This is a genomic window from Mucilaginibacter terrae (genome assembly GCF_042679325.1).
In the GTDB taxonomy this organism is placed as follows: domain Bacteria; phylum Bacteroidota; class Bacteroidia; order Sphingobacteriales; family Sphingobacteriaceae; genus Mucilaginibacter; species Mucilaginibacter terrae.
Genome location: NZ_JBHTMJ010000013.1, coordinates 211,109 through 235,882, shown reverse-complemented (window position 1 = coordinate 235,882; position 24,774 = coordinate 211,109). Strand labels below are relative to the sequence as shown.

Here is a 24,774-nt window from a genome sequence, read left to right as displayed (position 1 = left end):
GCAAACAAACTTTACCTTTATTGTTATGCTAAATGCCAATTTAAAAAAGCTGGTTTCCATTGCCGACAAGCCAAACCGGCTCATCATCGGGCTTATGTCGGGCACCTCATTAGATGGGCTGGACATTGCCTTGTGCCGTTTTACCGGGCATGGATTTAATACCCGGTTTGAGCTGCTTAAATTCGTTACCATACCTTATACAGATGCCTTTAAGCAAGATGTACGGCAGGTGTTTGCCAGGCAGCAGGTAAGTTTAGAAAAACTTTGTTTATTGAATGCCAGTATTGGTACTATGCATGCGGAATTAATTTTGCAAGCCTTAAATGATTGGGACATTAAGCCGGTTGGGGTAGATCTGATAGCCAGCCACGGTCAAACCATTTACCATGCCCCCAAACGGCTTCATCAACAACAAGGATACCCCAATGCCACCCTGCAAATTGGTGATGGCGACCATATAGCTGTACAAACAGGCATTATTACCCTGAGCGATTTCAGGCAAAAACATATTGCCGCTGGTGGTGAAGGTGCACCTTTGGCATTATATGGCGATGTGTTGCTGGGCAGCCATCCGCAAGAGAACCGCATTTTGTTGAATATGGGCGGCATAGCAAACCTCACCTGGTTACCGGCCAATCAGCAAAATATTATATGTACCGATGTTGGCCCGGGCAATACTTTGATTGATGCTGCCTGCCAGCAGTATTTTAACCAGCCGTACGATGAGGGTGGCCGCATTGCCTTTAACGGACACGTGCATGAAAGTTTGCTTAACCAACTGCTTGCTCATCCCTTTTTTAGCGAAGCAGTACCTAAAACCACTGGTCCCGAACTGTTCAGCCAGCAGTATATTCATGAGGCACAACATCGTGCAAATTTGGTTAACTTACCGCCTCAAGACCTGATAGCCACCTTGAGCGCCTTTACTGCCGAAGCCATTATACGCTTTATTAAAGCAAATATTAACGATAAGATAGACAAGCTGCTTACCAGCGGCGGCGGTGCTAAAAATGAATTTATAATCAATTATTTGAGCCGGGCTTTTGCAGGTGTGCAAATGGCAGATACCAGTGCGATAGGTATTGATGCCGATGCTAAGGAAGCTATATTGTTCGCCCTGCTGGCTAATGAAGCAGTGGTGGGTGAACCGGTTGGCATTGGTTACGCTCCGGCTGTATTAATGGGTAAGTTCAGCTTTCCAGGATAAGTTTAATGCAGGATGTTGGCACGAAGCGCCTTTAAACCTGAGATGCTTTGCAGGTCTTCCACTTCCAGCTTTTCTACCTCGGCGCCTAATAGTTTTTGTGCCTGGAGTTGTTTAATGTAACCGAGATATTCCTTTTCCTCATGATCGCTGGCGTAAACAATTGTTATTTTACCGGGTTGGGTAATGCGTTCGCTGGTATCTTTAACAAATGCCTTATCTATCCGTTTTTTTACGATCTCGAACCGGGCATTATAGGTGCCGTCTACATCAAAACGTTTTTCATCCATACGGAAACGGATAGACATGGTTGAACTGAACGCCAATATCAAGGTGGTAACATCCAGCGGATAAGGCAGCGATGCTTTCATGGCATAATGCTCACGTTCCATTTCGCATAGGGTTTGGAGCTGCCACATGCGCAGGGCATAAAAATGAGTAAGCAAAAAAACATGGTTAGGCACTATGGATGCCCCTATGTACAGGTTATGCTCTACGCCATCACTTTTAAACCGCTCATAATAATGCGGAAACATTTGCTGGGCGGCCACCTGCCGTTCATCCAACATGGATGACATTTTTAAATTGATGGTAGATACGGTGGTATCGTACTTGCGCCTGTATTTAAAAAATCTGCCGGTAAGCTTGTCTAACTGTTCAAAATAAGCGGTGATGGTATCCCCGTAAATATCTGAGCTTAAAAAATTACGCAGCAACGGATGTATGCTGGTATCTACAAACGTTTGAATGTACTGCTCTGTATCGGTTCTTACCAATAAGGAAACATCGCCGGTGGAGGCGTTATAATCCAGTAGTTTTTGCAGGTATTCGGTAGCCAGCCCGTCCAGCTCCTGCAGTTGCGATACAATGCCGATTAGCGCGGTTAACTGGTTGTTCAGATCGCGCTGGATGCTCAGGTTTCTACTGTCCGACGAACCCTTAATATCTATTTGGCCGTAGAGCGGGTACACATCCTCAAAAACGATTTCCTTGAGCTCGTACACTTTATTTTCGTTACGGCGCTCAATATATTTGCGGGCTTCCTTCATAAATTTCCACTGTACGCTGGGGTGCAGGGTGGTGTACTCGTTTTGAATGATGGCCTGTATCTGGTTTTGGGTAGAGGTGATCTGCCTGTCTATCGTATTCACCAAAAACGGCATCACGGTTTCCAGCTTATGGGCATTTACGCTGTTGAGTTCGCCGGGGCGCGAGGAAGCCAGCTCCAGTACACCCAGCAACTGATCGTCTTTAACTACAGGCGCCAGTATAAAACTTTGTATGTTCTGCATTAAAAACTGGTGCGCGAGTTCACTATCAGGATGTTCGAGAAAAAATTGCTGGGTATCGGATATGGCGAAATAGTTGCTTTTGCCCATAATGGCATGATAGGATTTAGGGCCTAAAATATCGGTACAAATAGCTTCGGGGCTGTTATTAAGCATATAACTCCTGATCTTGCGCAAGGGGGCAATACTGCTGAACTTATTCTCTTCTGCATTAAAAGCAGTGAAGCCGATGTGCAGATCGGGGATGCGGTATATGGAGCGGAAAATAGATTCGAAATCGTCTTCCACATTAACATCATGCAGGCCGGTTATTAAGGTGCCTTTAAGGGCCGATACCGCGTTTTCTACCGTAGCATCGAACATATTTAAAATTGCAAAACCTTTCAGCTGGTAACTGCCGGGAGGAAAAATGCTCTTCCAAAGGCCTATATCATCATAATTGTTAATGAGTTGGTTGATAACTTCTTTGGTTAACTGTGGGTGTTCGGCCGTAGGAAAAATCTCCAGGAAATCGGCATTGTACAAGATGCGGTAATGGCGCATTACACCCGTAGCCGTAGGTATATCATAGAACATGGGCCTGCCAAAATCAAGCGCTGTGCTGTAAAACTCGTTGAGAATGAGGCAACAGCACATTACATAAAACTGGTGCTGGTCAAAGTCGCGAATGTTAATATAAAAATCCTGACCGGCCGCTTCCATAATACTTTTAAGCCGGTCGGTTTGGTTAATGATAATATTATAAAACGGGATGGTAACCGCCTTAATTTCGTTATGAGACAGTGCAGCGGGAAACAAATCGGCCAATAAATTTTGAATAACCGGCAGATTATCATCTATTTGCGATTGGTCGTTCAGGCCATTGCGAAGTTCGGGATAAGGCGCTATTTCCTTTAAAAGCGCTTGCGCGCGTTCGGCCACATAGCCGGTTCCTTCCAGCGCCACTTTTTCCAGGTGCGCTATCAGCACGTGAAATGAAATGTGGATGTCAAAAGGACTCTCGAAATATGGCTGAAGGATCATAGGTACATTTAAAGTTCCACAAAATTACTTAAATAAAGAGATAGGTTGAGCTATATGCAAGCCAATTACCGGCCGTTTTAAAAGTTTACAAAAGTTCCATAAACTTCATCATTTCATCAAAAAACCTCCTAAAACTACAAACGGAAATTTAAGGACACATAAGGGTACCAGCCCTCGTTAGAATAACCCGCCAACACTTGAACAATTACCAAACTTGCCGGTGCAAAATACAAACCCCCGCCGGTACCGGTATGCCATTGGGTTGATTGTTCGCCTTTAACCCAAACCCGGCCTGCATCATAAAACCCGCTCAACCCTAACTGGCCGGGGAGTATGTAGCTGGCAATATCAAACAGTTTAACCCGGCCCTGCAAGTTGTTGTACACCATGTGTTCGCCGGCAAAACGGTTTTGCAGGTAGCCCAGTAAATTACCCTGCCCGCCTAAAAACATCGACTGATAAAATGCCGGTTTGCCGATGCTTACGCCGCCGCCAATGCGGTCGCTCAATACAATAGTACCTTTGCTGTTGAGTTTTTGGTAATAGGTAAACTCCGGCCTAATTTGGATGAACGATTTACTGTAAGTATTTAAGCCGGTAAACCCCTGCACCATAATATTAACATAGTAGCCTTTGCTGGGTATAATGTTGTTGTTACGCTGGTTGCTGTTAAAATTAATGGCTAAACCCAAGTGCGCCTTATCCTGGTTTACTGTTAAGCTATCGTACGATTTAATGAGCGAGCTTTGATTGATAAAGCGGCCAATGTTATCGCTGCGGTCCAGGCGGTAGTACTGAAACGACGGACCCACGCTAATGGTACTATTACCCGTATGCCAGCGAAGGGCCGGGTCAAACTGGTAGGTATTGTAGCGGGTACGGTAAAACCTGCGGTAACCCGGAAACTTGTTTAACACGGTTTGGTTACCTCGACCAAAAAAGTTAAGGGTGTTATCGGGTGCTTGTATAAAAGCGTTGAGCAGCAAATCGGCCTTGCCTATGGTTTGTATCCACTCGCCGTTATAGCGGATGCGAAACGCATCGGTAGCAAACGAATGCGTAATTAACAATTGTTGCGTGCTGCTATATGGCAACTTGCGGAAACCCTCGTACCGGGTATATTTGAAACCTGCGCCAAATAAAAAGCCGTCGTCGGCATTAATGGCGGCGGTAGCTAAAGGCATCCATACGTTGTAAGGATTGTTGGGAATGACGGTAGTGTTCAGGGTATCGTTGCTCAGGTGTTTACGCAATCGGCTTGCATCACCAGTTAAGGTTAAGCTGTCGTTTTTATCGTATAGATTGATCTTATTCGCCGATTGCTTTACCTCATAAGTTTTTTGTCCGCCACCGCCAATTACACGTAGTTTTATGGGTGATAATGCCGTATTTACCACAACCTTATCGGTGCCGCCTTGTAGGTATAGCCTCACCTCTTTGGTAATGGCAGGAGCATAGGTTATATCCAATAGCGCATCTTTGGGCTGGCCTGTTTTGTCTATTTTATTGATCTGTACGCGCAGCCCTTTTTCGGCCCCGTCGGTAATGGTAACCAGTTCGTTTTTGTTAGTAGTACGAATGTCGACCGTTTTATAAGCAAAACGGTAATACTCATCCATGGCAGCAGGTATAGCATCTCGGCGCTTTTTTAGTTTGTTGAGCAGCACATCGTGGTGTATGGCATAAACCTCGGGCGGCAGGCGTTTAAGTCCGGCTTCCAGCACCTGGTCAGTTTCTGCCTTTACAAACTCGTTAGCCAGGCGCACCCATTCAGCCTGGCTTAGCTGTGCGTTGGGGAAGGCGTTCATAAACCGCGTTTTATAAATGGCATACTTTACGCTGTTAATATCGGCATCGAAACTTTGCAGCGTGGGTGCCACGTAAGGCAGGGCCGATAGTTTGGGCAGCACACCATCGTTTACGTGAAACACCTGGTCGCGGTCACGGGGGATACCCACATAGTTTTTGCCCACGCCTTTTTTGTTATCTATCCATCGCCACTGATCTTCATGGCGGTCCCAGTCGCCCACTAATAAATCGAGCATACGGGCCTTTAAAAATTGCCTGCCATCAAAACCAATATCATTATCGTTTTGCAAATCGCGCAGTATTTTGAGCGTATTGTCCGATTTTCCGGCCGGTTCGCGTTCTTCCAGTAAAACCACCATGCCGGCAAAAACCTTGCTGTATTCACCCAAGGCGGCATCGGGTGCCATTACCCCAATAACCGGACTGGCTTGCGTTACACCAGCGGCATTGGCCAGCGGCGGCATTATTAAAGCCGAAAACGGGTGCTGGCTGCTCATGGCATCGTCTATCCAATCTACAGCAAAGGTGCCCTGCAAATTTGGGGGAAGCAGTTTTTCGGGCATCTTCTCTACACTACGGATCACATATTCCTTCCCTTGTTTATCGGCCAGGCGCAGAGATTTGGATTGCATGCCGCCGCCCTCGCGCAGCGGTTTCAAGCCACCATATACTTCCGATACTTTAATGAGTGGTAACTTTACCGGCGTACCCCACTCCTTACGGTAGCCCTCGCCAAACAACCAGCGGTGAAAACCGCTTACGCTATCATAAACGGGGTGTACTCTAACGGTAAGGCTGTCCTTAAAAATGGGAGCAGGTGCTTTAATGCCGGTTTTAGGCTGTGCATAGCCTAAGGTTGCGGCACCCAGCAACAGAATGATTAAAGTAAAATTCTTGATCATGACGGTGCAGGTTGAAATAGGTATTGTTTAGTGTTTTACGTTTAATAACGCGGCAATAAAAAAAGCCATGACCGAAGCAATAAGCCCGAACATAAATATATTGTATGACAGGCGCAGCAGGCGGTACTTTTTGCCTAATACCACCCCCTGTGAATAACCATCCATAATTAAATTGCCGTACAGCATATCGCGGTCTTCCATGGTTTTAAGCATGGCGGCTTTATAGTCGGGCAGGTTCATTTTGTAGAAATTGCCAAAAAATAGCAGGTTCACTTTATTGTCGTCCACGTCTTGCGGAGCAAATGTGCCGGGCGGTATATTTGGCCGGGTAGAAAGTATGGCAAACACCATCGCAACCAGGCTTATGGTAATGAGTAACAAGGTAGGCAGTGTTAAATACGGCTGATCTTCTAACCGGCGTACCAGCAAACTGATCACAGCCGAAAGTATAATGGCGTTCACGGTGATCATGATGTTGGCCTTGTTATCGGCCATGTCGCTCAGGCGCTGGTGATTGCTGCTGCTGACCCTGAACATGGTTTCTATCCCTTTATCGGGCAGGTCTTTCTTTACTTTATCGGCTTTTTCTTTCTTTTTATCTGCTGATGCCATGTTCTGTTGCTTTAATGAACTTAATAGTTAACGGTGCCATACTTGCCTTCATCAAAATCGGCGTAGGCCTGTGCCATTTCGGTACGGTGTTCATTATTAACGGGCCCGCATTATTATAGGCTCCGTGTAGGGTTCGCCGCCAAATAAGATGATACTGGCCGGACTAATACCGGGGTTGAAGAGTTCTATCTCAGCATCATCTTGTGCAAAAATAAGCAATTCACTGTTTGAAGTAGTATTGTCAGTTCACTTTAACTTCTGTGGCCGGTATAAAGGCCGCATATTGCAGGTCGGCTTTGGCGGGCAACATAAAATCCGGTTTAGGATTAAGCCTGATATAGCAAATAAACTGGCGGATGTAAGTTTTTACCGGCAATGTTCCTATACCGAAATTACCCTGCAAAGTTGCGGTAACGCCAGGCGTTTACGCATGATGTATAGCAAAAAAGGAATTGACAAATGTTAATGGGAAATGTATGTGAGAAATTTTGTGTATTTTTGAGTAGCACATAATTTCATTTATTCCTGAATTAAATGGCAAAAATCAGAGAGATGGTCATGGCTGTTAACCATGTAAAAATGGATGATGAGGATTCTGTTGATGTTGCCTTTTGGTTAAGTAAAACCCCAGGCGAAAGGCTGGAAGAAGTTTATCGCTTAAGACAACGCTATTTTACATGGGCCAACGGCTCGTTTCCTACTAAAATAGAAAAAGCGGTTCATCAAAAGAAGATGAAAATTAATAAAGGATAGTCTTAATCTACAAAACCCCAATTCTGTCATTTCGAGTGATAACGAAAAATCTTTTTCGAAGTTAGCTATCTTACAAACTCATCTTCATGAGGCACGAAGCAATCCTCCTGCGTATAAAAGTCGCCATTTTTCCTGCCGTGCAGCAATTGATTCGCTACAGATCGCCCAATGTCATTAAGTTAAGGTTTCATGCCCCGTTAGGGGCTACCTGTTTATAGCAATTTGGTGTACCTTAATTTTTTGCGCCGTAGGTGCTAACCTGTATAACAATTAAGGGTAACCTCTATGAGGTATAAAAGCATGCTTATTGTGTTTGCTACAAACAGGTAGCTCCTACGGAGCATCCTCAATCTTCCTCAACTTAACTACATTAGGCGCTCGCAAAGATGATCCTTTGTACTCGCACAAACAATCATGCTCACCCCTCCTTCTTACTCATTATACTATGCTTACGTATCCTGCTCAAGGTTTCGGGGGATATGCCGAGGTACGAGGCGATCATGCTTTGCGGGAAGCGTTGGATGAAAGCCGGGTAGGCATCTTGCAAGTGTTGGTAACGCTCTTCGGCCGTAAGGCTTATGGCGGCATGGATGCGGTTTTGGGTGGCAATGTTGGCGCGGCTGTCCAGCAGTTTAATCATCTCGGCAACAGCCGGTATTTTATCTATAAGCTCCTGCATCTGGCTATTGGTGATCGTTAATAAATCCGAATCTTCTACCGCGTCAACATTATACTTGGTTGGGGTAAGCAGGTTGAAACTTTCGTAATCGCCCATCCACCAGTTCTCTATCCCAAAACGTACAATATGCTCGTGACCTTTTTGGTCTACCGAATAAATGCGCATAGCCCCTTTTATTAAAAACCCGATGTATCTGCTTACATCCCCCTCTTGTAAATAATACTGCTTTTTGCGTAGTTTTTTTCAGTTTAAAGGTATCCTGTATCAGTTGTTTCTCATTATTACGGAGGGTTAACGATGAATAGTTTTCAATGTATGTAAATAGCGGCTCAAACATATGGGTAATGAGTAGTAACAAGTGCCTGGTTTTCAAATTAGTTAAAATTTGATAATATTATGAAGGTAACGTTATCAACCTCATTATAAATGTAAGCTAAATGTAATAGAATTATAATGGGATTGTAATACCGTGTATGGGGTGTTGCAACTTGTAAAATCTACGTGCAACTTTGCCCTGTACAACTTAAACACATGTTCACTAAGATCTCGAAAATCGCGGTCAGTCTGTCACTTACAGGTCACGAAACTACAACTCTTGACAAATATCAATAACATTTCTTAACAAATGTTATGGTGCAGCATCTTACCAATAGTTCAACTTTGTGTTGTTAAAATTACTTAGCCTGTTTGGGTCATGAAACTACTTACAAAAATTATTTTTTCACTACTAATACTTACCGGTACTTACCATTCGCTGTACGCCCAGGGCACCACAGTGAGGGGTACGGTAACCGATGCCAAAACCAAGGAAGGGTTGCCATTTGTAACGGTAACTTTTGCCGGGAGCAGCCAGGGGGCAGCTACCGATAATAATGGCCGATATACCATTAAAAGCAACGATCAGTTTCAGCAAATTAAAGTAACCTATGTGGGTTACAAAACGGTGTTACGCACCATTGAAGCCGGCAAAGAGCAGGTGATCAACATTGCCCTAACCGAAGACAGCCGCCAACTGACCGATGTAGTGGTTAAAGCCGGTAAGAAAAAGAAATACACCAACAAGGGCAATCCGGCTGTTGAACTGATACGCCAGGTAATAGCCCATAAAGAACAAAACCAGGTACAAAACTACAATTATGCCGAGTACAAACAGTACGAGCGCATGGTGTTTTCGCTAAGTAACCTGAGCGAAAAGTTTACGCAAAAAAAGATCTTTAAAAATTACCAGTTCATGTTTCGCCAGCAGGATTCAACTGCCATTGGCGGTAAAACATTGCTGCCTTTATATATGGAGGAGAAACTTTCGCAAAATTATTACCGCAAAGTTCCTTTTACCCAAAAGCAGGTGATAGAGGCCAATAAACAGGTTAAATACGATGAAAACTTTGTAGACAACCAGGGCCTCACCACCTACTTTAACCGCATGTACCAGGATATTAATATTTATGATAATAACGTATCCTTATTAAGCAATCAACTGCTAAGCCCCATAGCCGATCATTCTCCCGATTTTTATAAGTTCTTTATTACCGATACCATTAAAGATGTACAGCCTAACTTAATTGAGCTGAGCTTTACGCCGCGTAATACGGTTACCAAGCTGTTTGAAGGTAAGATTTATATTACCATGGATGGCAATTACGCCGTTCAAAACGCAGTATTAACGGTGAATAAAAACATCGATCTTAATTTTGTGCGCCAAATGGAAGCCACCCTATCGTTCGATAAAAACAACGATGGCCGTTACCACCTGAGCAAAAGCAATTTAAAAATTGAGTTTGGTTTGAACAAAAATAAAGGCGGCGGGGTGTTTGGCGAACGTTTGGTTACCATCAAAAACTTCGAGATCAACAACCCGCGCCCAAAGGTAATATACGATGGTCCGGCCCAGGTAATAGCTGCTAATGCTACCGATCAAAATGACGAGTACTGGATCAATAGTCGCCCCGATACGCTGGATGCCATAGCGGCCAGCGTTTACCATAATGTTGATAGCCTGCAAACCATTCCATCGTTTAAACGCACCATGGATATTGCCACGCTGGTACTGGCCGGTTACAAAAACTTCGGCCCGTTTGAAATGGGCCCGGTGAATACCTTTTACAGCTTTAACCCGGTAGAAGGTTTCCGCGCACGTTTGGGTGGCCGTACCACCACCGCGCTCAGCAAACGTTATTACTTTGAAACCTATGGTGCTTATGGTACCCGCGATCAAAAATTCAAATACTTTTTAAGCTCTACCTATTCGTTAAATAATAAGTCCATCTATTCATTCCCGCAAAATTACATTCGTGCAAGTTTTCAGCACGACACTAAAGTACCTGGACAAGAACTGGAGTTTGTACAGGAAAGCAACTTCTTATTATCCTTTAAACGTGGCGCAAACGACCAATGGTTGTACAATGATATTTTCCGCCTGGACTATGTGAAGGAATATTTAAATCACTTTTCGTACTCAATAGGTTTTAAAAAATGGAACCAAAGCCCTGCCGGTGCATTGGAGTTTCAAAACCTGCTGCCAAACGGAAGTTTAAACAACGTTAACTTAATTCATACCACCGAGCTATCATTAGGCCTGCGCTACGCGCCTAAGGAAAAGTTTTATCAGGGGAAACTTTACCGTACCCCTATACCTGATAAATACCCGGTTTATACCCTGCGCTATACGCAAGGCTTTAAAGGCCTGGTAGGCGGCGATTATGATTATCAAAACGTAGTAGGTAACATTAGCAAGCGTTTTTATTTGTCGCAATTAGGCTTTACCGATGTAAGCACCGAGGGCGGCTACCTGTTTGGCAAAGTGCCTTTCCCGTTGTTGGATATACACCGCGCTAACCAAAGCTACGCGTTTCAGTTCCAGTCGTTCAACTTAATGAACTTCCAGGAGTTTGTGAGTGACCATTACGCCAGCATCACTTTAGATCATAATTTTAACGGCTTCCTGTTTAACCGGGTGCCTTTATTAAAGAAGTTAAAACTGCGCGAAGTGGTGAACTTTAAAAGCCTTTGGGGCGCTGTACGCAGCGAAAACAACCCGGCTAACGATCCGTCGCTGCTGCGTTTTCCAACCAACAGTTCGGGGCAGGCTACTACCTTTAGCTTAAACAAAGGCGCCTACATGGAGGGCAGTGTGGGTGTGGGAAATATATTTAAAGTACTGCGTGTAGACCTGGTTAGGCGCTTTAGCTACCTGGATAACCCTAACACGCCAAAAATGGGTATCCGTACCTTTGTTAAATTCGACTTTTAAAACAATACCGGGACAGACAAGTGGATATTAGCGGGTGGTTAGCAATAATCCCCCCGCATATACACATGAACTGTTAGTTCTTTGAAATAGTAATTCGAAACAGCAATCTTCAATACATTACAATTCATCCACTTACAAATGACATTTGAATGAAACGGTAGGTTCAAATACTTTCTACATTTGCTTAACAGTGTTAAATGATTTAATGCACTTATAAAAATGGCCAGCAAAGACAGGATATTGAGATTGAAAGAAGAAACCAGGGTTAATATTCTGGATGCTGCGCTGCGCATTGGTAAGGAAGAAGGCTGGCAGGCGTTAAGCATGCGCAAAATAGCCGATATTATTGAATACACTGCCCCTATCATATACGAGTATTTTGCCAATAAGGAAGCCATTTTAATGGAACTTACTAAAAAGGGCTATCGTATTTTGGCTAATGATATGCAAACCGCCCGCAATGCGCACCGCCTGCCCGAAAAGCAGCTGGAAGTCATGTGGCTCACCTACTGGAACTTTGCCTTTGCCGAAAAAGAACTGTACCAGCTCATGTTTGGTATTGAGGTGAACTGTTGTGTTTTTGAAAATAAGATTGAAGAGGTAGAAGCCCCGGCCAATATGATATGCGAGGTTATACGCGAATTAATGGGCGACAAAAATGCTTCGGAAGACTTGATTTGTAGAAGATATTACACTTTTTGGTCGGTAGTACACGGTTTAATATCTATTAACCTGGTACGGCAGAGTGTGCCCGATGGCATTAACGAACAGGTTTTGAAAGATACCATTGGCGGTATTATACATGCTATAAAAGATTAATTAAAGTAACATTCCACATCATGATACAAGCTGATCAAACACTAAGTTCGTCATTCACTTAACTTAACACTGTTAAATAATTTAATGTTGTTATAATAGTGATAAAACGCCTGTTTTGTTGACTTAGGTCAGCAGCATATCGCATAATACAAGTACTTCAATACCCACAACTTTGACTACAATAAACAATTACCCCCAATCTTTAAAAAAAATGAAATCATTAGCATTAATACTAACCCTGGCCGTCCTTTACGGATGCTCGCCCAAGCCCGCGCAACAGCAGGCACCAGCCCCGCAAGCCTTACCGGTTAGCGAAGTACATATAGATACCGCCACCACTTACCAGGAATACCCTGCCTCGGTAGAAGGAGCTATTAACGTGGAGATACGCCCGCAGGTAAGCGGTACTTTAGACCGTGTTTACGCCGATGAAGGCGCTTACGTAGCCAAAGGCCAGCCTTTATTTAAAATTAACGAAAACCCTTACCGCCAGGCCTTAAACAACGCCAAAGCCAGCCTTCATGCTGCACAAGGCGCCTTGTCAAATGCCAAACTGGAAGTTGAGAAACTAACCCCGCTGGTACAAAACAAAGTAGTGAGCGAGTACCAGCTAAAAGCGGCCAAAGCGGCCCAGGAAATAGCACAGGGCAATATAGAACAAGCACAGGCCATGGTGGGCACCGCGCAAATCAACCTGGGTTACACTATTATTAAAGCACCGGTGAGCGGTTATATTGGTCGTTTGCTTAAAAAGCAAGGTAGCCTGGTGTCACCAACCGATGCCGAGGCTTTAACCCAGCTATCAGATGTGCACGAGGTACATGTGTATTTCTCGCTTGGTGAAAACGACTTCATCAACTTTAAAGCGCAAAACGCCGGTGGTACACTGCAAGATAAAATTAAGCACCTGGCACCGGTATCACTAATACTGTCAGACCAAAGCGCTTATACCGTACCCGGCCATATCGATATGATAGACGGTCAGTTTGATAAAACTACCGGGGCTATCACCGTAAGGGCCACTTTCCCTAACGCCAACGGTTTACTGCGCTCGGGCAATACAGGTAAGGTTAGGTTAAGCATGCTGCATAGCAATGTAGCTATTATTCCGCAGGATGCTACCATTGAAATGCAGGATAAAGTATTTGTTTACGCCGTTGGCGATAGCAATAAAGTAGCCAAACAGCCCATTACCATTGCAGGCAAAAGTGGTACTAATTACCTGGTTAACGGCGGTGTTAAAGCCGGCCAGCAAATTGTACTGAGCGGTATAGACCACCTGCAGGACGGCATGAAAATAAGCCCGCAAAAAGCACCTGAAAAGGAACCTGCTATCGTTAAAAATTAATTTTCAACGCTAAACATTAAAATCATGTTTCAGAAATTCATAGAAAGACCGGTACTCTCCACCGTTATCTCCATACTATTGGTGATAGTGGGTGTACTTGGCTTAACCAAATTGCCCCTGCAACAGTTCCCGGATATAGCACCACCTGCTGTATTGGTAGCAGCTGTTTACCCCGGCGCTAATGCCGAAACCGTGCTGCGCTCCGTAGCCCCATCGTTAGAAGAGTCGATAAACGGTGTGGAAAATATGAGCTACATGAGCTCTACCGCCAGTAACGATGGTTCGTTGGCTATTACGGTTTATTTTAAACAAGGCACCAACCCCGATCAGGCTGCCGTTAACGTGCAAAACCGGGTAGCCCAGGCAACCAGCCAGCTGCCCGCTGAGGTTATACAACAAGGTATAACCACTACCAAACAACAAAACAGTTTAATTGGTGCCATAGGTTTATATACCAACGACCCTAAAAAGTACGATCAAACCTTTGTAGCCAATTACGCGCAGATCAACATCATTCCCGAAATTAAACGGATACCGGGTGTAGGCTCGGCCGTAATATTTGGTGGTGTTAAAGATTACTCGATGCGTGTTTGGCTTAACCCCGGCCAAATGGCTGCTTATAAGGTTACCCCCGCCGAGGTAATGGGTGCCATACAAGATAAAAACCTGGAAGCCGCTCCTGGTAAACTGGGTGAAAGAAGCTCCGAAGTATTTGAGTATATTATTAAATACAAGGGTAAATTAACCAAGCCCGAAGAATACGGAAACATTGCCGTGCGTGCCAATGCCGATGGCTCGGTACTACATTTAAAAGACGTAGCCCGGGTAGAGTTTGGCGCTTACTCCTACACCAGTTCAACTCATTTAAATGGTAAAGACGGTATAGGTATAGGTGTAATACAATTAGCCGGATCGAACGCTAACGAAATTCAGATAGCGATTGATGAACTGATGGAAAAAGCCGCAAAAGATTTTCCGGCCGGTATTGAATATAACCAGTTTTACCGTACCAAAACCGCTCTCGACGAATCTATAAGCCAGGTTGAACATACCCTGGTAGAAGCCTTTATCCTGGTGTTTATCGTAGTATTCTTATTCCTGCAAGATTTCAGGTCTACCTTAATTCCGGCCATTGCGGTCCCTGTTGCAATATTAGGTACGTTCTTTTTCATGAACCTGTTTGGGTTCTCTATTAACTTACTTACCCTGTTTGCACTGGTATTAGCCATTGGTATTGTGGTTGATGATGCCATTATGGTGGTAGAGGCGGTACACGCCAAAATGGAAAACGAGCATTTAGGTCCTAAAGAAGCTACCAACTCGGCCATGCATGAAATTACTGGTGCTATTATCTCCATTACCTTAGTAATGGCCGCAGTGTTCCTGCCGGTAGGTTTCATGACCGGCTCTACCGGTATATTTTACAGGCAGTTCGCTTTTACCATGTCAATTGCCATTGTAATATCGGCTGTTAACGCGCTGACTTTGAGCCCTGCACTGGCCGCACTGTTTTTAAAGAGCAACCATGCCAACGGTAACGATGCTGCGGTTAAAAAGAGCTTTACGCAAAAGTTTTATGCCGGTTTCAACAGTAGCTTTAACGCTTTAACCAACCGGTATGTTGGCGGTATCAAATTTCTCATCAACCACAAATGGCTGAGCATGGGCGGCCTGGCTTTAATTGTCGTGGCTACCGTGTATATGGTACAAACCACCAAAGCGGGTTTTATTCCAACAGAAGATCAGGGTTTTGTAGCTATTGCAGTTTCAACCCCATCGGGTACTTCGTTAAACCGTACTACCAAAATGCTGGAACAAGCCGAGGTTCAGTTAAGGGCTTTACCGTCCGCTCGTTTTGTTACGGCTATATCGGGCTTCAACCTGTTAACCAACTCTAATAGTCCATCGGCAGCGGTAGTATTCGTATTGTTAAAAGACAATAAAGAGCGCGGCGAGGTTAAGGACATTAATGCCATACAGGATGTAATTAGAGGTAAACTGGCCGCTATTACAGGTGGCAGTTTCTTTGTATTTAGTTTCCCTACCGTGCCGGGCTTTAGTAACGTAGAGGCTTTGGATATGGTACTACAGGATAAAACCGGTGGCAAGCTGGATAAGTTTAGCGGGGTTGCCAATAATTTTATTGGTAAGCTGATGCAAAAACCCGAAATAGCTTATGCCTTTACCTCCTTTAAAGCCGATTATCCGCAACTGCAATTAGAGGTTAATGATGAAAAGGCTAACCAGCTTGGCGTAAATGTAAAAGATGTGCTGCAAACCATGCAGGCTTATTTTGGTAGTGCGCAAGCATCAGACTTTAACCGCTTTGGTAAATACTACCGTGTAATTGTACAGGCCGATGTGGCCGACAAAACCGACCCAGCATCTATTGACCGTGTATTTGTAAAAAACAAAACAGGCGAAATGGTGCCCATTAATACCCTGGTTAAACTAACGCGGGTGTATGGCTCAGAAACCGTATCGCGCTATAACCTGTTCAACTCTATTCAAATTAATGCTATTCCTAAACCGGGCTATAGCTCGGGAGATGCCATTAGAGCTATACAGGAAGTAGCTAAAGAGCAGTTACCGTCGGGCTTTGCCTACGAATTTTCGGGCCAAACCCGCGAAGAAATTTCTTCGGGCGGGCAATCGGCCGTGGTATTCATGCTTTGTTTGGTGTTTGTGTATTTCCTGCTGGCCGCCCAGTACGAAAGTTACATCCTGCCTTTCGCCATTATCCTGTCTATCCCTACCGGTATATTCGGTGTGTTTGCAGCCATTGGTTTAACCGGTATCGAAAACAACATCTACGTACAGGTGGCATTGATTATGCTCATTGGGTTATTAGCCAAAAACGCTATCCTGATAGTTGAGTTTGCCTTGCAGAGAAGGCGTAACCGCGAAGGTTTGGTTGCCTCTGCCTTGCAGGGAGCCAAATCGCGTTTGCGCCCCATCATCATGACCTCGCTTGCCTTTATAGCCGGTATGATACCCATGATGACCGCCACAGGCCCATCGGCACAAGGTAACCACTCTATTAGTATTGGTGCTGCCGGCGGTATGCTCTCAGGGGTTATGTTAGGTTTATTCATCATACCGGTACTGTTCGTCATCTTTCAGCATTTGCAGGAACGGATAAGCGGTGTGCCGGTGATTGTTAAGCATAATGATGCGCATGGCCGTACTGTTGAAGCCCATCACGAAGTAGAAGCACACTAAAGCACCCTCTAAATCTCCCTCGGGAGGGGAGACTTTAAGATAATAACCACAATATATAAGCAGCCTTTCAAAAGCCCTCCCTCCCGGGGAGGGTTGGGAGGGTCTCTTTTTAAAACATATAATCATGAAACATTACCTCTTTTTCGCTTGGCTCATAGTACTGAGCGCGTGTAAGGTATCAAAAGATGTGCAGGTGCCCGATCAGCAATTGCCCACAGCTTACCGCTCGGCCACTACAACCGATACCGCTTCTGTAGCACGCTTGCCCTGGAAAAGTTTCTTTACCGAAACTACCCTGCAAAACCTCATCGATAGCGCTATTACCCGCAACAACGATTTGCAGATAGCCGTTAAAAATATTGAATCGGCACAGTTAACACTGCGCCAGGCGCGTTTGGGCAATATACCAACCGTAACCTTAAATGTAACCGCTAATACCAATCGCCCGAGTGATAACAGCCTGAATGGTTTAAGCCTTAACCAGTTTTTAGGCAGCAAACATATTGAGGATTATACCGCGGCTGCCGCCCTTTCATGGGAGGCCGATATTTGGGGCAAAATCCGCAGCCGCAAGGCATCGGCTTTAGCCACCTATCTGCAAACCGAAGAGGCGCGCAAAGCTGTGCAAACTCAAATTGTAGCCAATGTATCGCAAGGGTATTACAACCTGCTGATGTTGGATGCGCAGTTAGGCGTTGCCCGCAAAAACCTCAAGTTAAACGATAGTACACTGCGCATTATCCGCTTGCAGTTTGATGCCGGCCAGGTTACCTCCTTAGCCGTGCAACAGGCCGAGGCTCAGCAATTGGCTGCTGCCCGTTTAATACCGCAGTTTGAGCAGGATATTACCTTACAGGAAAATGCCATTAGCATACTGGCCGGTAAACTGCCCGATGCCGTTACCCGCAGCAGCACGCTCGACAATGTGCCGGTATCGGCAACCCTATCGGCCGGGTTGCCATCAACCCTGTTAAGCCTGCGCCCCGATGTACGCAGTGCCGAGCTGGCCGTAAACCGAGCAAACGCCGAAGTGGGCGTTGCTAAAGCCGGCATGTACCCCGCATTAACCATTACCGCACAGGGCGGTGTAAACTCGTTTAGGGCCAGTAACTGGTTTAACATTCCAGCCTCCTTATTTGGTACCGTTGCCGGTGGTTTAACACAGCCGCTGTTTCAGCGTAAGCAACTGAAAACACAGTTTGAACTGGCCAAAGTAGAAAGGGAAAAAACCATTATACAGTTCCGTCAGCAGGTATTATTAGCCGTGGGCGAAGTAGCTGACGCGCTGGTACGGATAGATAAGCTGAACCAGCAACAAACTATTGCCGCTAACCGTGCCCGTACCTTGCGCCAGGCCACCGGTAATGCAGGCCTGCTGTTTAAAAATGGCTTGGCTAATTACTTAGAGGTTATTACCGCTCAAAGCAACGTGCTGCAAAGCGAACTGGAACTGGCCTCTATTAAAAAGGCCCAGTTAGATGCCACAGTAGACCTCTACCGCTCTGTTGGTGGTGGCTGGAGATAAGATAGTTTTTTAGATTAGTGATTGGTGGAAAAGGGGCATCCGGGTAACCGGTGTCCCTTTTGTTTTTTGCAACTGAAATTTAGTTGCAAAAATGGCGTATGTTTATTTATATTTGTGTTATCAGTTAGTAAAGCACATTCTGTGTTTAACTGATAGATCCCGAATAAAGTATTTAAAGGAATTAAAAGTAGGAAGGGAAATTTATGATAGAACAAATTTTGCAAAACACTAACACTAATGTCGCGAAAAGAAAAGCTCATCAGTCGGCTATTATCTGTTCCCAAAGATTTTACCTGGGAAGAGTTAGCTAAAGTATTGACCAATTTTGGTTATGAAGAATTTACAGGTGGAAAGACCGGCGGGTTAAGGCGAAAATTTATCGATCAGAATAAAAAATATTATTGGTCTACACAAGCCACATCCTGCCAATATTATTAAAGAATATGCAATAGGTCAGGTAATTGCAGATTTAAAAAAAAATGAACAAATTCAAGATGAACGACATCTTAAAATATAAAGATTACCATGCATCTGTACATTTCAGTACTAATGATGAGGTTTTTTATGGTAAAATTTTAGGCGTTAATGACTTGATAAGCTTCGAAGGCTCATCGGTTACAGAGCTTAAAACTGCATTTGAAGAAGCCGTAGAAGATTATTTGGAAACTTGCAACGCTATTGGCAAGCATCCCGATAAAAGCTACAAAGGTACATTTAATGTAAGGGTATCCAGTTTTCTGCACAAAGAGGCCAGTTTGTTTGCTGCTGCCCATAACCTTACTTTAAACGAATTTGTTAAAGTTGCGCTTTCGTTTACGCTTCAACATAAAGAAGATGTAAACCGAACAATAAGTGATGATGGCCCATTAGAATCGGTTTAGTGAAAATGTTTGAAAGAGAACTATGGAAATTAAAAGAGAAAGGATGGATCATAAATCGGAGGCCTGTATAGCCAGCATTAATGCTGTACGCGATGCCTTATATGTTTTAAACGGCAAATGGAAATTGCCGTTGATATTGGCGCTATCCAACGGCCCGCAAAGATTTAAGGATATTCAACGCGCACTGGGCGAAATTACGCCCAAAATATTATCGAAAGAATTAAAGGAACTGGAAATGAATGAGTTTATAAAACGTGTTGTATTTCCTGGTATGCCGGTTACCGTTACGTATGAAGTAACACCCTATAGCCGGTCTTTAGATAATGTATTGGATGAACTGAGGAGCTGGGGAATGCAGCATCGCCAGCGTATTGTAAACAGCAGGCGCAGCAAACTTGCCGAAACTGCCTGACTATGTAAACCTGTACAAGGTTAACACGATAAACCAAAAGCACGTATAGCTTCAATTTTAGCGGTTAACACCCATATTTGATCAGTATGCCTGTTAATTGATGTTTAATGGTTGCGTTTTAAGTAGCAATACTGTTACAGTTTGGCTGGCAAGCCTTTACACAGAAGTATTATATTTGAAACAAAGCCAATACCATGAGCCAAATTAATAAAGAAGATGTTAAGCAGGAAGTTTTTGACCTGTATGATGATTATGCGCACGACCGGTTAGACAGGCGTGCATTTGTACAAAAACTGTCGTTATTTGCCGTAGGAGGGTTAACCGTATCTGCGCTAATGAGTTTCCTGATGCCCGATTACAAGGGTAACGTACAGATAGGAGCCGATGACCCGCGCTTAAAATCGGAATATATCAATTACCCCTCGCCTAAAGGCGGTGGAACCATCAAAGGTTTATTATCCAAACCTAAGGATGCCAAGAATAAATTAGGCGGTATTATAGTTGTACATGAAAACCGAGGCTTAAACCCGTATATTGAAGATGTAGCCCGAAGAGCAGCTCTGGCCGGTTTTGTTTCACTTGCACCCGATGGCCTTACCCCACTGGGCGGCTATCCTGGTAACGATGATGAAGGACGTACCATGCAAAGCAAAAGAAACAAGGCCGAAATGGAGGAAGACTTTATAGCGGCTTACGAATACCTAAAAAAGCATAAGGACTGTAATGGCAAAGTTGGCGTTGTTGGCTTTTGTTATGGTGGTGGCATAGCCAATATGATGGCCGTGCGCGTACCCGACCTGGCCGCGGCCGTTCCTTTTTATGGCAGCCAGCCTACCGCTGCCGAAGTGCCTCAAATTAAGGCACCGCTGATGCTGCACTACGCCTCACTTGATACCCGGATAACTGCCGGCTGGACAGCCTACGAAGCTGCCTTGAAAGAGAATGGCAAAAAATATCAGGGCTTTGTTTACGAAAACGTAAATCACGGCTTCCATAACGATACCACACCCCGTTATGATAAAGCCGCCGCCGAACTTGCCTGGAAACGTACCATCGACTTTTTTAGCGAAAACTTAAAGTAGCGCTATTTTCAAATAAGATTAATAATATCAGCCTTGCAAGTTAAAATCTGCAAGGCTGTGTTATTTGTAGCCTGTATTAATTTGATATTGAAATAAAATATTAGCAAAATGAAAACAAATATTAACTTTGTATTTGAAAGTACTTTTATAATATGAAAATTATTGCCTCTATCGACAATTTACATACTCAAGTTAAAGCGAACCGGTGGATAGGTTATTTTACTATTTTTTGCCGGATAGCCTTAGCAGCTGGCTTTTTGCCCTCGGGTTATGTAAAGATAATTGGCGAGCGGTTTACCGATCTGCATAACAATCAGCCTATGGGTCATTACCTCGAAGCATTACACCATACGGGCTATTATTATACTTTTATTGGCATACTGCAAATAACAGCAGCCGTGTTGCTGCTCATTCCCCCAACAGCGCTGCTGGGTGCATTGCTCTATTTTCCTATCATTTTAAATATCTGCATACTCTCTTTAGCGGTACGTTTTGAAGGATCGCTTTTAACAGCGCCGTTAATGGTCATAGCCAATTTGTATTTGTTATGCTTGGATTATGATAAGTTGAAATTCATTTTCCCTTTTAATAAGCCGGTGCTTGCAAGCGTTGAGGTAAGCCCAAAAGTTATAAGTAATAAGTTTCCCACCCTGTTTTTCGCAGGAGTGTTTGCAACTGTTGTTTTATGGGGAGTCATCATCACGCATGTTTACGATATTATGCCCCGCAATACTATTAAAGGATGCAAAACGCAGTGTGACGACAATGCTAACCCCAACGCCTGCAATACCTTTTGTGAAAGCATCCATCTAAAAGGCGAAACTTTGGATAAGAGCCTTGATGCATATCATGAAGCCTTAAAGAAAACTAAACATTAGCTAAATGCGATGGCAAGGGGATAGCAACACTTAACTCATCGGCAATGGGTACATTTAAAGAAAAAGCCCTTTGCTCGCTAACGGCTTTTTCTTTTTAAAATCTCAGTCAATACATTACTATACAGATTTTTATCAATAGTTCTTAAAAACATAAGATCATATTTTGAGATACGATTCCATGTAAATATTTCAGTAGCTGTTTTGAAGGCCTCCCCATCATTATACTTTACTTCGATGTATAATACTAACGTTCCATTAGTATTACCAAGTTCTTGTAGATATTTCTCAGATATTGTTTTACGATGAAGTGTTGTTGTATTATCTTGTATATTCAAAAGACTACTTTCCCAAATCTCCAATAACTTGAGATCATTCAATTTGTGATAACTCCATGCTTCAATATGACATGAGACATCTTTAGCAACCTTTTGACCACCATTGTAAATTGGAATTGTGAACAACCTATTATCATTTGTTATAAGTTCCCCAAATTTTGGCGAGCTCATATACATTATTTCAGCATTTTTCTTATTACTTATAAAAGTCCAAATTGTTATTACAAGTGCGGCTGCAAAAAGCCACATCAGCCAATCTGCTGTTCTTGTAGTATTCCACTTATACCACTTGACAATTTCAACTTCGTTTTTAAAGCCTATTAAAGTGATTGCTGATGTAATCAAGAACATCAATATCGTCTGTATAAACTCTTTTGAAAACATATAATAAATATGTAGATTATTTTAACAATAAGTATCATTTTAAGCGTTTTTCTAATGTCAATCCACTTGGGATACCTACTTAACAGAATGCTGGAAAACTCTATGGCCGAACTTTTACAAAACAGTATTATTTAACGCCACAGATGCAAAGCTTTACATGCAATTTACCTAACCTGCACACACCTAAACCCTAAATGCTCCATCCCGCTATCTTCCGTACTGTTCATACGGCGGGCTGCGCGGAAACCGGAGCAGTAGCTGTTATTGCACAGAAACGATCCGCCGCGTATGACGCGTTTAATAGCGTAAGGCTCCTGCGGATCATAACTTCGGGCCGGTCCTTTCGGGTTTTTAGCCGGACTATTCTTATAATAATCGGGGTGATAAAGATCGTTACACCATTCCCAAACGTTACCAGCCATATCATACAAGCCATAGCCATTGGGTTTATAAGATTTAATCGGCGCGGCTAAATAAAACTGATCGTGCAGGGTATTTTTATAAGGAAAGTTACCTTCCCAAATATTAGCTTTAGCTACACCGGCAGTAACGGGTTCGTTTCCCCAGGGATATACTTGGTTTGATAATCCGCCACGGGCGGCAAATTCCCATTCTGCTTCGGTAGGCAGGCTTTTGCCAGCCCATTGGCAGTAAGCTTTAGCATCGTACCAGGATATTTGTATTCCCGGGTAATTACCTTTCCCTTTAATATTGCTTTTGGGGCCATGCGGGTGCCGCCAGTTGGCACCGCTTTGCCAGGTCCACCATTGGCTGAAATCGTTTAAATCAACTTCGTTTTTGGTGGAATGAAACACTAATGATGCTGCGATTAACAGGCTATCGGCAGGTTTGGGTGTACCGGGCGGTAGTTGTTTTTTGAGTTCGTTCCAGTCGGGTTTTTTTTCGGCAGTGGTTATGTAGGCGGTAGCTTTTACAAAAGCCTCAAACTGCGCGTTAGTAACTTCGGTAGCATCCATCCAGAAGCCGGTTAGCGTAACCCGGTGTTGCGAATATTCATCTATCGATGCTTCGCTGTTATTACCGCCCATTTGGTAGGTACCGCCGGCAATCCACACCATGCCTTTATGTTCAGTTAATTGACCGGGCTGTAAATCTTTTTGAGTTTGCAGCTTTACGGTACCAAAACGCGACGGGATATTAGATTCGCAGCATAATGCCTTTTTTGTTTTTGCCGAAGCCGGAACGTTTGTGGTGACAGTTACTTTCTGATCGGGCTGTTGGCACGATGTTAAACCGCATAACAAAAGCAGCATTACTTTGCATAAAGCAATAAACGGTTTAAAAGAATTTAGCTTTTTCACAGAAAGCTAAACTACAATTTTGATCTTATATCTTTATAGGATTTGATATGCTTTATCTCGAAATTACCTTACCAGCAAATCAGGATAATCAGAGATAATCCCATCAACGCCTAAAGCTTTTAATAATGTGATCTCTTCCTTAGTATTTACTGTCCACGGTATAATCTTCACACCTTTATCGTGGCATTGTTTTACCAGTTCGGCTGTTACCAATTTCGAGTTCGGGCTATAAATAAACGGCGTGAAACCCAGGTCGGTGAGGTTGTCGGCGAAGCTGTTCTTATTTTCGATAAGATAGGAAGTTTTAACCTGCGGATATTTTTGATGCAGCACCTGTATGGTACGCTTATCAAACGACTGGATCACCACGTAAGGCGTTATCTTTTTTTGCTCGATAACCCCCATCAGCAACTGCACAAATTTTTCGGGCGAGGGGTTGTAAATATTATCATTTTTAGCGCTGCTCTTGGTTTCTATATTGTAGAAAACCTGCGGCTTACTTTTACCTTTAACATAGCCTTGTACGCTATCAATCACATCGGCCAGTAGAGGGATTTGCGCCTTCAGCTTTTTCTGCTGTGGAAACTTATCATAGTACTTGCTGCCTACATCAAATTTAGCTATTTCTGCATAAGGCATTTGGTATAAAGCGTATTTCGAAGCTTCTTGTTTTGTTATTTCTTTGCCATCGGGCGTTAACGCAAACAGCGGATTAAAGCCATCATCGTGTGAGAGCACAACCTTACCATCAGCTGTAATATGCGTATCCATTTCCAACGTGGTTACGCCAATATCAACAGCGTTAAGCATGGCCGGTATGGTGTTTTCGGGCATTAAACCCCTGCCGCCACGGTGCGCCTCGGTATCAAATGCCGGAAATGCTGTTTGCTTACTGGTTTTGCTCATTTGGGCTTTACAGCTGGTTATGGTTAATAACGCGGTAAGGCTAATGCAGATTGTTTTGATCATGGTAGAAAGTAATTAAACATAAATGCAAGGTACAGACTTTACAGTATATCGGGCGCTACTACACTCCCTGTTTACT

General features: G+C 43.8%; 20 protein-coding genes. 12 read left to right on the top strand and 8 right to left on the bottom strand.

From position 1 onward, the window contains the following. Positions 1 to 25 precede the first annotated feature (25 nt). The gene (locus ACFQ3S_RS14795) at positions 26 to 1,207 is read left to right on the top strand and encodes an anhydro-N-acetylmuramic acid kinase (protein ID WP_377165795.1); all 1,182 of its coding nucleotides are present in this window, start codon (positions 26 to 28) and stop codon (positions 1,205 to 1,207) included. Between the two features lie 2 nt (positions 1,208 to 1,209). On the opposite strand, the gene ACFQ3S_RS14790 is transcribed toward ACFQ3S_RS14795, so the two are convergent. From ACFQ3S_RS14790 to ACFQ3S_RS14775, 4 genes are all read right to left on the bottom strand, one after another. Further along, positions 1,210 to 3,516 (bottom strand): GAF domain-containing protein, encoded by a 2,307-nt coding sequence (locus ACFQ3S_RS14790; protein WP_377165793.1) that lies wholly within the window; start codon positions 3,514 to 3,516, stop codon positions 1,210 to 1,212. A gap of 134 nt (positions 3,517 to 3,650) precedes the next feature. Then, complete coding sequence (locus ACFQ3S_RS14785) at positions 3,651 to 6,227, bottom strand: BamA/TamA family outer membrane protein (protein WP_377165791.1); 2,577 nt, start codon at positions 6,225 to 6,227, stop codon at positions 3,651 to 3,653. Positions 6,228 to 6,254: 27 nt separating this feature from the next. Beyond that, the gene (locus ACFQ3S_RS14780) at positions 6,255 to 6,839 is read right to left on the bottom strand and encodes a Pycsar system effector family protein (RefSeq protein WP_377165789.1); all 585 of its coding nucleotides are present in this window, start codon (positions 6,837 to 6,839) and stop codon (positions 6,255 to 6,257) included. A gap of 241 nt (positions 6,840 to 7,080) precedes the next feature. Continuing rightward, on the bottom strand, positions 7,081 to 7,242 hold the full coding sequence (locus tag ACFQ3S_RS14775; protein ID WP_377165787.1) for a hypothetical protein: 162 nt from the start codon (positions 7,240 to 7,242) through the stop codon (positions 7,081 to 7,083). 131 nt (positions 7,243 to 7,373) lie between these two features. On the opposite strand from ACFQ3S_RS14775, the gene ACFQ3S_RS14770 reads away from it, so the two are divergent. Then, on the top strand, positions 7,374 to 7,592 hold the full coding sequence (locus ACFQ3S_RS14770) for a hypothetical protein (RefSeq protein WP_377165785.1): 219 nt from the start codon (positions 7,374 to 7,376) through the stop codon (positions 7,590 to 7,592). Positions 7,593 to 8,010: 418 nt separating this feature from the next. On the opposite strand, the gene ACFQ3S_RS14765 is transcribed toward ACFQ3S_RS14770, so the two are convergent. Beyond that, positions 8,011 to 8,460, bottom strand: a complete 450-nt coding sequence (locus tag ACFQ3S_RS14765) for a Crp/Fnr family transcriptional regulator (protein ID WP_377165838.1) — start codon at positions 8,458 to 8,460, stop codon at positions 8,011 to 8,013. A gap of 505 nt (positions 8,461 to 8,965) precedes the next feature. On the opposite strand from ACFQ3S_RS14765, the gene ACFQ3S_RS14760 reads away from it, so the two are divergent. The 10 genes from ACFQ3S_RS14760 (at position 8,966) to ACFQ3S_RS14715 (ending at position 21,688) form a co-directional block, all read left to right on the top strand. After that, the gene (locus ACFQ3S_RS14760) at positions 8,966 to 11,521 is read left to right on the top strand and encodes a DUF5686 and carboxypeptidase-like regulatory domain-containing protein (RefSeq protein ID WP_377165783.1); all 2,556 of its coding nucleotides are present in this window, start codon (positions 8,966 to 8,968) and stop codon (positions 11,519 to 11,521) included. Between the two features lie 219 nt (positions 11,522 to 11,740). Then, positions 11,741 to 12,340 carry a TetR/AcrR family transcriptional regulator gene (locus ACFQ3S_RS14755; RefSeq protein ID WP_377165781.1) on the top strand — a complete coding sequence of 200 codons (600 nt, stop codon included), beginning with the start codon at positions 11,741 to 11,743 and terminating at the stop codon, positions 12,338 to 12,340. A 211-nt stretch (positions 12,341 to 12,551) separates the two neighbouring features. Next, positions 12,552 to 13,688, top strand: a complete 1,137-nt coding sequence (locus ACFQ3S_RS14750) for an efflux RND transporter periplasmic adaptor subunit (protein ID WP_377165779.1) — start codon at positions 12,552 to 12,554, stop codon at positions 13,686 to 13,688. A gap of 24 nt (positions 13,689 to 13,712) precedes the next feature. Further along, positions 13,713 to 16,910 carry an efflux RND transporter permease subunit gene (locus ACFQ3S_RS14745; protein ID WP_377165777.1) on the top strand — a complete coding sequence of 1,066 codons (3,198 nt, stop codon included), beginning with the start codon at positions 13,713 to 13,715 and terminating at the stop codon, positions 16,908 to 16,910. Positions 16,911 to 17,034: 124 nt separating this feature from the next. Continuing rightward, entirely contained in the window at positions 17,035 to 18,435 is a 1,401-nt protein-coding gene (locus tag ACFQ3S_RS14740) for a TolC family protein (RefSeq protein WP_377165775.1), read from the top strand. A 237-nt stretch (positions 18,436 to 18,672) separates the two neighbouring features. After that, on the top strand, positions 18,673 to 18,873 hold the full coding sequence (locus ACFQ3S_RS14735) for a hypothetical protein (protein ID WP_377165773.1): 201 nt from the start codon (positions 18,673 to 18,675) through the stop codon (positions 18,871 to 18,873). Between the two features lie 41 nt (positions 18,874 to 18,914). Then, the gene (locus ACFQ3S_RS14730; RefSeq protein WP_377165771.1) at positions 18,915 to 19,316 is read left to right on the top strand and encodes a type II toxin-antitoxin system HicB family antitoxin; all 402 of its coding nucleotides are present in this window, start codon (positions 18,915 to 18,917) and stop codon (positions 19,314 to 19,316) included. Between the two features lie 22 nt (positions 19,317 to 19,338). Continuing rightward, positions 19,339 to 19,728 carry a winged helix-turn-helix transcriptional regulator gene (locus ACFQ3S_RS14725; RefSeq protein ID WP_377165769.1) on the top strand — a complete coding sequence of 130 codons (390 nt, stop codon included), beginning with the start codon at positions 19,339 to 19,341 and terminating at the stop codon, positions 19,726 to 19,728. 194 nt (positions 19,729 to 19,922) lie between these two features. Next, positions 19,923 to 20,810, top strand: coding sequence for a dienelactone hydrolase family protein (locus ACFQ3S_RS14720; protein WP_377165767.1), 888 nt, complete (start codon positions 19,923 to 19,925; stop codon positions 20,808 to 20,810). Between the two features lie 152 nt (positions 20,811 to 20,962). Next, the gene (locus tag ACFQ3S_RS14715) at positions 20,963 to 21,688 is read left to right on the top strand and encodes a DoxX family protein (RefSeq protein WP_377165765.1); all 726 of its coding nucleotides are present in this window, start codon (positions 20,963 to 20,965) and stop codon (positions 21,686 to 21,688) included. Positions 21,689 to 21,765: 77 nt separating this feature from the next. Here the strand turns inward: ACFQ3S_RS14715 and ACFQ3S_RS14710 are convergent, their stop codons facing one another. The 3 genes from ACFQ3S_RS14710 to ACFQ3S_RS14700 form a co-directional block, all read right to left on the bottom strand. After that, positions 21,766 to 22,407: a hypothetical protein gene (locus ACFQ3S_RS14710; RefSeq protein WP_377165763.1), complete on the bottom strand. Its 642-nt coding sequence runs from the start codon at positions 22,405 to 22,407 to the stop codon at positions 21,766 to 21,768. 164 nt (positions 22,408 to 22,571) lie between these two features. Further along, entirely contained in the window at positions 22,572 to 23,729 is a 1,158-nt protein-coding gene (locus ACFQ3S_RS14705) for a formylglycine-generating enzyme family protein (protein WP_377165761.1), read from the bottom strand. Positions 23,730 to 23,792: 63 nt separating this feature from the next. Further along, the gene (locus ACFQ3S_RS14700; protein ID WP_377165759.1) at positions 23,793 to 24,698 is read right to left on the bottom strand and encodes a glycerophosphodiester phosphodiesterase; all 906 of its coding nucleotides are present in this window, start codon (positions 24,696 to 24,698) and stop codon (positions 23,793 to 23,795) included. Between the last annotated feature and the right edge of the window lie 76 nt (positions 24,699 to 24,774).

Excerpts from the sequence above, each read along its gene's own strand:
- ACFQ3S_RS14700 (WP_377165759.1), bottom strand. The coding sequence starts at position 24,698 with ATGATCAAAACAATCTGCATTAGCCTTACCGCGTTATTAACCATAACC.
- ACFQ3S_RS14715 (WP_377165765.1), top strand. The coding sequence starts at position 20,963 with ATGAAAATTATTGCCTCTATCGACAATTTACATACTCAAGTTAAAGCG.
- ACFQ3S_RS14710 (WP_377165763.1), bottom strand. The coding sequence starts at position 22,407 with ATGTTTTCAAAAGAGTTTATACAGACGATATTGATGTTCTTGATTACA.
- ACFQ3S_RS14760 (WP_377165783.1), top strand. The coding sequence starts at position 8,966 with ATGAAACTACTTACAAAAATTATTTTTTCACTACTAATACTTACCGGT.
- ACFQ3S_RS14720 (WP_377165767.1), top strand. The coding sequence starts at position 19,923 with ATGAGCCAAATTAATAAAGAAGATGTTAAGCAGGAAGTTTTTGACCTG.
- ACFQ3S_RS14725 (WP_377165769.1), top strand. The coding sequence starts at position 19,339 with ATGGAAATTAAAAGAGAAAGGATGGATCATAAATCGGAGGCCTGTATA.
- ACFQ3S_RS14735 (WP_377165773.1), top strand. The coding sequence starts at position 18,673 with ATGTCGCGAAAAGAAAAGCTCATCAGTCGGCTATTATCTGTTCCCAAA.
- ACFQ3S_RS14745 (WP_377165777.1), top strand. The coding sequence starts at position 13,713 with ATGTTTCAGAAATTCATAGAAAGACCGGTACTCTCCACCGTTATCTCC.
- ACFQ3S_RS14795 (WP_377165795.1), top strand. The coding sequence starts at position 26 with ATGCTAAATGCCAATTTAAAAAAGCTGGTTTCCATTGCCGACAAGCCA.
- ACFQ3S_RS14730 (WP_377165771.1), top strand. The coding sequence starts at position 18,915 with ATGAACAAATTCAAGATGAACGACATCTTAAAATATAAAGATTACCAT.
- ACFQ3S_RS14790 (WP_377165793.1), bottom strand. The coding sequence starts at position 3,516 with ATGATCCTTCAGCCATATTTCGAGAGTCCTTTTGACATCCACATTTCA.
- ACFQ3S_RS14770 (WP_377165785.1), top strand. The coding sequence starts at position 7,374 with ATGGCAAAAATCAGAGAGATGGTCATGGCTGTTAACCATGTAAAAATG.
- ACFQ3S_RS14740 (WP_377165775.1), top strand. The coding sequence starts at position 17,035 with ATGAAACATTACCTCTTTTTCGCTTGGCTCATAGTACTGAGCGCGTGT.
- ACFQ3S_RS14780 (WP_377165789.1), bottom strand. The coding sequence starts at position 6,839 with ATGGCATCAGCAGATAAAAAGAAAGAAAAAGCCGATAAAGTAAAGAAA.
- ACFQ3S_RS14785 (WP_377165791.1), bottom strand. The coding sequence starts at position 6,227 with ATGATCAAGAATTTTACTTTAATCATTCTGTTGCTGGGTGCCGCAACC.
- ACFQ3S_RS14750 (WP_377165779.1), top strand. The coding sequence starts at position 12,552 with ATGAAATCATTAGCATTAATACTAACCCTGGCCGTCCTTTACGGATGC.
- ACFQ3S_RS14755 (WP_377165781.1), top strand. The coding sequence starts at position 11,741 with ATGGCCAGCAAAGACAGGATATTGAGATTGAAAGAAGAAACCAGGGTT.